The organism is Proteus sp. G4380 (assembly GCF_963885725.1).
In the GTDB taxonomy this organism is placed as follows: domain Bacteria; phylum Pseudomonadota; class Gammaproteobacteria; order Enterobacterales; family Enterobacteriaceae; genus Proteus; species Proteus mirabilis.
Genome location: NZ_CAWPAV010000123.1, coordinates 1 through 6,518, shown reverse-complemented (window position 1 = coordinate 6,518; position 6,518 = coordinate 1). Strand labels below are relative to the sequence as shown.

The following is a 6,518-nucleotide window of genomic DNA, read 5'->3' as shown; positions in this document are numbered from 1 at the left end:
TTGATATCGTTGATAAATACTCTAGTAATCAGTCAAGTTGAAATATTTAGTTTAGGTATAGAAAAATTACTTTGCCAGATTAAAAAAATTAATATTCGTAAGATTATGAATGATGAATGTGAAGCTTTTCGTTATTGCAGACAATATTCTGTCAATCTTATTATTTTTTATTCTTTACCTACTGTCTCTTTAATAGATGTAATAAAAAGAATTAAACGTTTTTCTCCCATTATAAAAATAGTGGTTATTTCGCCTAAAATAGACTCAATACTTTCCGTCACATTGCTACAGTTAGGTATTGAAGGGTTTATCGTTATAGATTCCTCTGCTGCGAATGTGCTTCAGGCCATTCGACAAGTCTGTATTGGTCAACGTTATATTAGCCCAGAAATTGCTATGGATATTGCATTAACGAAAGTTCAAGCAGACTTAAATCCGCTACATCATCTTTCTGAAAGAGAGTTACAGATAATGTCGATGATTATAAGAGGGAAAAAAATAGCACAAATTGCACAAGAGCTGAATATCAGCACTAAAACAGTAAATAGCTATCGTTATCGAATGTTTAGTAAACTTAAAATCTCAGGTGATGTAGAATTAACTCATATAGCAGTTCGTTATGGGTTAATCGAGATAGAGAGTTACTTACAAAGTGGAAAACATATTTGATGCTAAAGCATTTCTAAGTCGAGTAACGAGTCAACCGGGTGTGTATCGAATGTATGACGCCTCAGGCACCGTTATTTATGTTGGAAAAGCAAAAGATCTGAAAAAACGATTATCAAGCTACTTTCGTGCTCAGGTAAATAGTCGTAAAACAGAAGCATTAGTAAAATGTATTGCCAATATTGATGTTACCGTGACACATACGGAGACAGAAGCGCTACTTTTAGAGCATAGCTATATTCAGCGTTATCAGCCTCGCTATAATGTGTTACTACGAGATGATAAGTCCTATCCGTATATTTATTTAAGTGCAGACAAACACCCAAGATTGGCGAGTTATCGTGGTGCTAAACATGCTAAAGGGGAATACTTTGGCCCTTTCCCTAACTCTTTGGCGGTGAGAGAAACATTAGCTTTAATGCAAAAATTATTTCCTATTCGTCAATGTGAAGATAGTGTTTACCGCAATCGCTCACGCCCTTGTTTGCAATATCAAATAGGCCGTTGTCTCGCCCCTTGTGTAAAAGGTTATGTCTCTGATGAAGAGTATGCACAGCAAGTCAATTATGTGCGTCTTTTTTTATCCGGCGATGACAGCCAAGTGATTGAAGGCTTAATTAAACGAATGGAAGAGGCAAGCCAAGCGTTACGCTTTGAAGAGGCTGCGCGTATTCGTGACCAAATTCACGCGGTAAGACAAGTTACTGAAAAACAGTTTGTGGCTAATATTGGCGATGATCTCGATGTGATTAGCGTGGCATTTAATGGTGCTATTGCTTGTGTGTATGTGCTCTTTTTCCGTCAAGGTAAAGTGCTTGGTAGTCGTAGTTATTTTCCTAAAGTACCGGCAAATACATCATTAGACGAAGTGGTACAAACCTTTATTGGACAATTTTATTTACAAGGCAGTGCGATCCGCACTTTACCCACAGAAATTTTGCTCGATTTTAATCTTGAAGATAAAACGATTTTAGCGGAGTCAATTTCTTCGATAGCAGGACGTAAGATCCATATCCAAACCAAACCCCGTGGTGATAGAGCACGCTATTTAAAACTAGCACGAACTAATGCAGCTACGGCATTAGCCACTAAGCAAGTTGAACAATCAACCATTTCTCAACGTTATAACTCGTTAATGTCACTTTTAGAGATGAAAGAGATAAAACGAATGGAATGTTTTGATATTAGTCACACTATGGGAGAGCAAACTGTGGCTTCATGTGTCGTATTTGACATGAATGGCCCATTAAAATCGGAATACAGGCGCTATAATATTAGTGGGATCACTCCGGGGGATGATTATGCCGCGATGAATCAAGTATTGACTCGTCGTTATGGCAAGTCATTAGAAGAGAGTAAAATACCTGATATTATTTTTATCGATGGTGGTAAAGGGCAATTAGCACAAGCCATTGACGTATTTCAATCACTTGATGTTGATTGGGATAAATCACACCCTAAATTAATTGGTGTCGCGAAGGGGAGTGATCGTAAAGCGGGGTTAGAGACACTATTTTTTAAACCAGAAGGCGAAGGTGTGGCACTTCCTTCTGATTCACCCGCGTTACATTTGATCCAACATATTCGTGATGAGTCGCATCGTCACGCAATAACGGGGCATCGTCAGCGTCGTGCTAAGGTTAAAAACACCAGTTCTCTAGAATCGATTGAGGGGGTGGGACCAAAACGACGTCAAATGCTATTGAAGTATATGGGTGGTTTACAAGCTTTACGTGATGCAAGCGTTGAAGAAATTGCGAAAGTTCCCACAATTTCGACCGCGTTAGCAGAAAAAATTTTTAATGCGTTGAAACACTAAGTGTATTGATGCACCATATTAATAACTCTCACTTTTCTAGGTCGTGTAGAACGCTATGCAACTAAATATTCCAACTTGGCTAACTTTATTTCGTGTCGCTTTAATTCCATTCTTTGTTTTGGTGTTTTATTTACCATTTAAAGATGCTCCCCTTATTTGTGCCATTATTTTTATGGTAGCTGCCGCCACTGACTGGTTTGACGGTTTTTTAGCCCGCCGTTGGAAGCAAACCACTCGCTTTGGGGCTTTCCTTGATCCAGTTGCGGATAAGGTAATGGTTGCTACAGCATTAGTATTAATTACTGAACACTATCATGTATGGTGGATCACTTTACCGGCAGCGACCATGATCGCACGTGAAATTATCATCTCATCACTAAGAGAGTGGATGGCTGAATTAGGTAAACGTAATAGTGTGGCAGTTTCTTGGATTGGAAAAGTGAAGACTACCGCACAAATGGGTGCACTTGTTGTGCTATTATGGCGTCCGACTATTGAAGCTGAGTGGTTCGGATTTGTATTGTTATACATTGCGACGGTATTAACATTCTGGTCTATGTTCCAATATTTGAGTGCTGCATGGTCAGATTTGCGTGAAGCTTGATCGAAATGACTGAAAATTCACCGAACAGTCAAAAAGATGCAAATATAGTGTTGACTAGATTCAGGAAATCAGTAGAATGCAACGCATCGAAAGGCACAACGGTTTACAGAAATAAATAAGTAAATCAGCAAGTTCGGTAAAGCGGGAATAGCTCAGTTGGTAGAGCACAACCTTGCCAAGGTTGGGGTCGCGAGTTCGAGTCTCGTTTCCCGCTCCAATCTCTTAAGAGATTGAGCAGTTGAGGCGCGTTGGCAGAGTGGTCATGCAGCGGATTGCAAATCCGTGTACCTCGGTTCGATTCCGGGACGCGCCTCCATAAATGCCCAGGTGGTGAAATCGGTAGACACAAGGGATTTAAAATCCCTCGGCCTTTAGGCTGTGCGGGTTCAAGTCCCGCCCTGGGCACCACTCCTAATTGAGAGAGTGGTGTAAAAAGACCATAAATAATGGCATTGGGAAGTAGTTAGTCGTCCTTACCAGTAAAAATTAGTTATAATTTTACGGACGCACCACAGAATTTAGCCCAGGTGGTGAAATCGGTAGACACAAGGGATTTAAAATCCCTCGGCCTTTAGGCTGTGCGGGTTCAAGTCCCGCCCTGGGCACCATATAAAATACGGACCTTAATTTAGGTCCGTTTTTTCTTCTAACCACAACGCTGGTGGTTGGTATAGGAAAAGTAGTTTTAGCGTAATAAATATTGTTATTAGCTACATAAAGTTAAAACAAAAAATGATTTAAGTTTATTTATTATGTACTTAACTAATAAATAAGTACCAAAAATAAATAAATACAATTTAGCCCAGGTGGTGAAATCGGTAGACACAAGGGATTTAAAATCCCTCGGCCTCTAGGCTGTGCGGGTTCAAGTCCCGCCCTGGGCACCATATAAAACTTTACTACTACTTTAGTAAGTTAAAAATACTAAGCCACCCAATAGGGTGGCTTTTTGCTTTCTAAACACCTCGCTTTCACTAAACCAAGTTATAACACACCTAGAATAATTTCATAAAATGACTATCATTTTATAAATCCGTGATGTTATATTATAACAAAATATCATGGGTGGTTTTGTTTATGTGGATAGTTAATTTTAAAAATTTCTCTTGGCGAGCAGTTTCGATATTGATGTCTTTCTTTTTATTGATGACTGCACCAAAAGTTTTAGCACATCCTCATAGCTTTATTGATATGCAAACAACTTTTAATACACAAGATGATAAGTTAATTGGATTAACTTTTTCTTGGGTTATGGATCCGATAACCTCAATGGATATTCTGTACGATATATATAATGCACAACCAGAAAGTGATATTTGGAAAAAACAGGCGGCGAGATTAATGAGCAATATATTATCTCAGAACTATTTTTCCGAGTTTTATATGGATGGGAAAAAACAAAAGTTCCGTCGTATACCAAGCCATTACACTCTTATAAAAGAGAAGTTACAGGTGAAGTTTAGCTTTGATGTGCTATTTATCACCCCATTGCCATTTGCTAAACATCATTTTGAACTTTTAACTTATGATCCCACTTTTTATGTCAGCATGACCTATCGTGACAATACACAGATCATATTGCCTTTAGAAATGATCGCTGATTGTAAACACAAACTGATTGAACCTTTTGTTGATGAAAGTTTAAAAGAATATGCACAATCATTAGATATCAATGGCTCTGCTGATAGTGATTTAAATTTAGGGCTCTCTTTTACACAACGAGTACAAGTATTATGCCAATAAATATAACGAAGGAAAGGGGATTACTAATTAGCTTACTCACAGTGATAGCCAGTTGTTTGTTATTGATTGCTTATTATTGGTCTGAACTAACTTATTTTAATGTTCAATGGCAAAAAGTTATCAATAGCTATCTTGCAGAATTAATGCAAGATATTAGCGAAAATAATTGGCAAGTAGGCTTTATATTAATAGGTGTTAGTTTTTTGTATGGGTTACTGCATGCTGTTGGCCCTGGGCATGGAAAAGTCATTATTAGTACTTATATTGCTACTCACCCGACCAAATTAAAACAAAGTGCGTGGTTAAGTGTCCTTGCTTCATTGCTACAAGGTACAGTTGCCATAGTTATCATTACTGTTATATTAATAATATTAAACCTATCAAGCTCTCATTTAAAAATAGCGAGTCATTACATTGAAAATAGTAGCTATTTATTAATTTCATTATCTGGCATTATTATTTTTATCCAGTCTATTCGTCGTTTATTGTCAGACTATAAAAAGCGTGCTTTTTATATTAAACAGGCAACACCTATCATCAAGCGATCTAGATATCTCTATAAACATAAAAGCAACCAAACAATCTCACAAACATCATGTTGTGGTCATAAACATGTGGTGACTTCCAATGAATTACAAGGGAATTGGTCGGCACAATTGTTGGTACTATTCGCTATTGGCAGCCGCCCTTGCTCTGGCGCATTGTTAGTATTGTTATTTTCATATGCATTAAATATCTATCTTTGGGGAATAGCAGCTGTCATTGCAATGGCAATAGGAACGGCTTTAACCATTACTGCAATTGCATTAACAGTTTATTATATGCGAAATGTTGCTTATCGGTTTTCGGTAAAAAATACTAATTTATCTTTTAGGTATATGGCGGAGTTACTACGTCTATTAGCAGGAATATTGTTTATATTTTTAGGTATACTTATGTTTAATAGTGCAATAACATTAAATAGAGAAGATATAATGCTGTTATTTCGCTAATAGTTACAGGTTAATGACATGGCAATGTAAGAAAACGCAGACTTTCCTTAATAGAACGTCTGCGTTTCAAATATTAGTTATTTTGCATATTGGTATTATTTTTTTCTAACCATTTTTGCATTTGTTCAATTTCAGGGCCTTGTGCATCAATAATAGCTTGTGCTAATTTGCGCATTTCAGGATCAGTACCATACTTTAGCTCGATTTTTGCCATATCAATTGCTCCCAAATGGTGAGCGATCATTCCCTGCGCAAATGCAACATCTGCATTATCACTATTCATTCCTTTTGCCATATTTTCATGCATTTTATTCATTGAATCCATGAGCTCTTGGTTCATAGGAGAGTTACTCTGTGCCACATTAGTACTCATATTCATATGTGAATTATTGGCTATTGCACCAAAAGAGAGTGAACCCATTAAAACGATGGCGATAGGTAAAACTTTTTTCATCAGTGTTCCCTTTATATTGTATGAATTATTCTTATTCTAAAGATTCCCCTTAGGGGAAGGTCAAGGTTACAACTAAAAGTTTAGAATACTTTACTTTTAATGACATTTTATCTTATAAAGTATTATCAATAGACTTGAATAAATAATTGTTATAATAGCTATAATGAAAACCAGATATACTTGCGATAAATCTTATTTTTAACGCATGTCCAAATAATAATTAAAATCAGAATTTAAGTA

The 6,518-nt window shown here is 36.9% G+C and carries 6 protein-coding genes and 5 tRNA genes; 10 read left to right on the top strand and 1 reads right to left on the bottom strand.

What is annotated here, in order from left to right; genetic code table 11:
• The 10 genes from AACU98_RS11520 to AACU98_RS11475 all read left to right on the top strand — a co-directional run.
• Positions 1-669, top strand: a 669-nt coding sequence (locus tag AACU98_RS11520; protein WP_337247572.1) for a LuxR C-terminal-related transcriptional regulator, incomplete at its 5' end; no start/stop codon positions are given.
• The gene (uvrC, locus tag AACU98_RS11515) at positions 653-2,485 is read left to right on the top strand and encodes an excinuclease ABC subunit UvrC (protein WP_004243286.1); all 1,833 of its coding nucleotides are present in this window, start codon (positions 653-655) and stop codon (positions 2,483-2,485) included. The genes AACU98_RS11520 and uvrC, both read left to right, overlap by 17 nt.
• Positions 2,486-2,540: 55 nt before the next feature.
• Positions 2,541-3,089 carry a CDP-diacylglycerol--glycerol-3-phosphate 3-phosphatidyltransferase gene (gene pgsA, locus AACU98_RS11510; RefSeq protein ID WP_004243285.1) on the top strand — a complete coding sequence of 183 codons (549 nt, stop codon included), beginning with the start codon at positions 2,541-2,543 and terminating at the stop codon, positions 3,087-3,089.
• Positions 3,090-3,230: 141 nt separating this feature from the next.
• A tRNA-Gly gene (locus tag AACU98_RS11505) sits at positions 3,231-3,306 on the top strand.
• A gap of 25 nt (positions 3,307-3,331) precedes the next feature.
• Positions 3,332-3,405, top strand: a tRNA-Cys gene (locus AACU98_RS11500).
• A 5-nt stretch (positions 3,406-3,410) separates the two neighbouring features.
• Positions 3,411-3,497, top strand: a tRNA-Leu gene (locus AACU98_RS11495).
• Positions 3,498-3,610: 113 nt separating this feature from the next.
• Positions 3,611-3,697: transfer RNA gene (locus AACU98_RS11490), tRNA-Leu, on the top strand.
• 192 nt (positions 3,698-3,889) lie between these two features.
• Positions 3,890-3,976: transfer RNA gene (locus AACU98_RS11485), tRNA-Leu, on the top strand.
• A 190-nt stretch (positions 3,977-4,166) separates the two neighbouring features.
• Positions 4,167-4,832 carry a DUF1007 family protein gene (locus AACU98_RS11480; protein WP_074924074.1) on the top strand — a complete coding sequence of 222 codons (666 nt, stop codon included), beginning with the start codon at positions 4,167-4,169 and terminating at the stop codon, positions 4,830-4,832.
• Entirely contained in the window at positions 4,823-5,824 is a 1,002-nt protein-coding gene (locus AACU98_RS11475) for a nickel/cobalt transporter (protein ID WP_004248251.1), read from the top strand. The genes AACU98_RS11480 and AACU98_RS11475 overlap by 10 nt, the downstream gene beginning before the upstream one ends.
• Positions 5,825-5,897: 73 nt before the next feature.
• Here the strand turns inward: AACU98_RS11475 and copM are convergent, their stop codons facing one another.
• Positions 5,898-6,278, bottom strand: a complete 381-nt coding sequence (gene copM, locus AACU98_RS11470) for a CopM family metallochaperone (RefSeq protein WP_020945778.1) — start codon at positions 6,276-6,278, stop codon at positions 5,898-5,900.
• Between the last annotated feature and the right edge of the window lie 240 nt (positions 6,279-6,518).

Excerpts from the sequence above, each read along its gene's own strand:
- pgsA (WP_004243285.1), top strand. The coding sequence starts at position 2,541 with ATGCAACTAAATATTCCAACTTGGCTAACTTTATTTCGTGTCGCTTTA.
- AACU98_RS11475 (WP_004248251.1), top strand. The coding sequence starts at position 4,823 with ATGCCAATAAATATAACGAAGGAAAGGGGATTACTAATTAGCTTACTC.
- AACU98_RS11480 (WP_074924074.1), top strand. The coding sequence starts at position 4,167 with ATGTGGATAGTTAATTTTAAAAATTTCTCTTGGCGAGCAGTTTCGATA.
- copM (WP_020945778.1), bottom strand. The coding sequence starts at position 6,278 with ATGAAAAAAGTTTTACCTATCGCCATCGTTTTAATGGGTTCACTCTCT.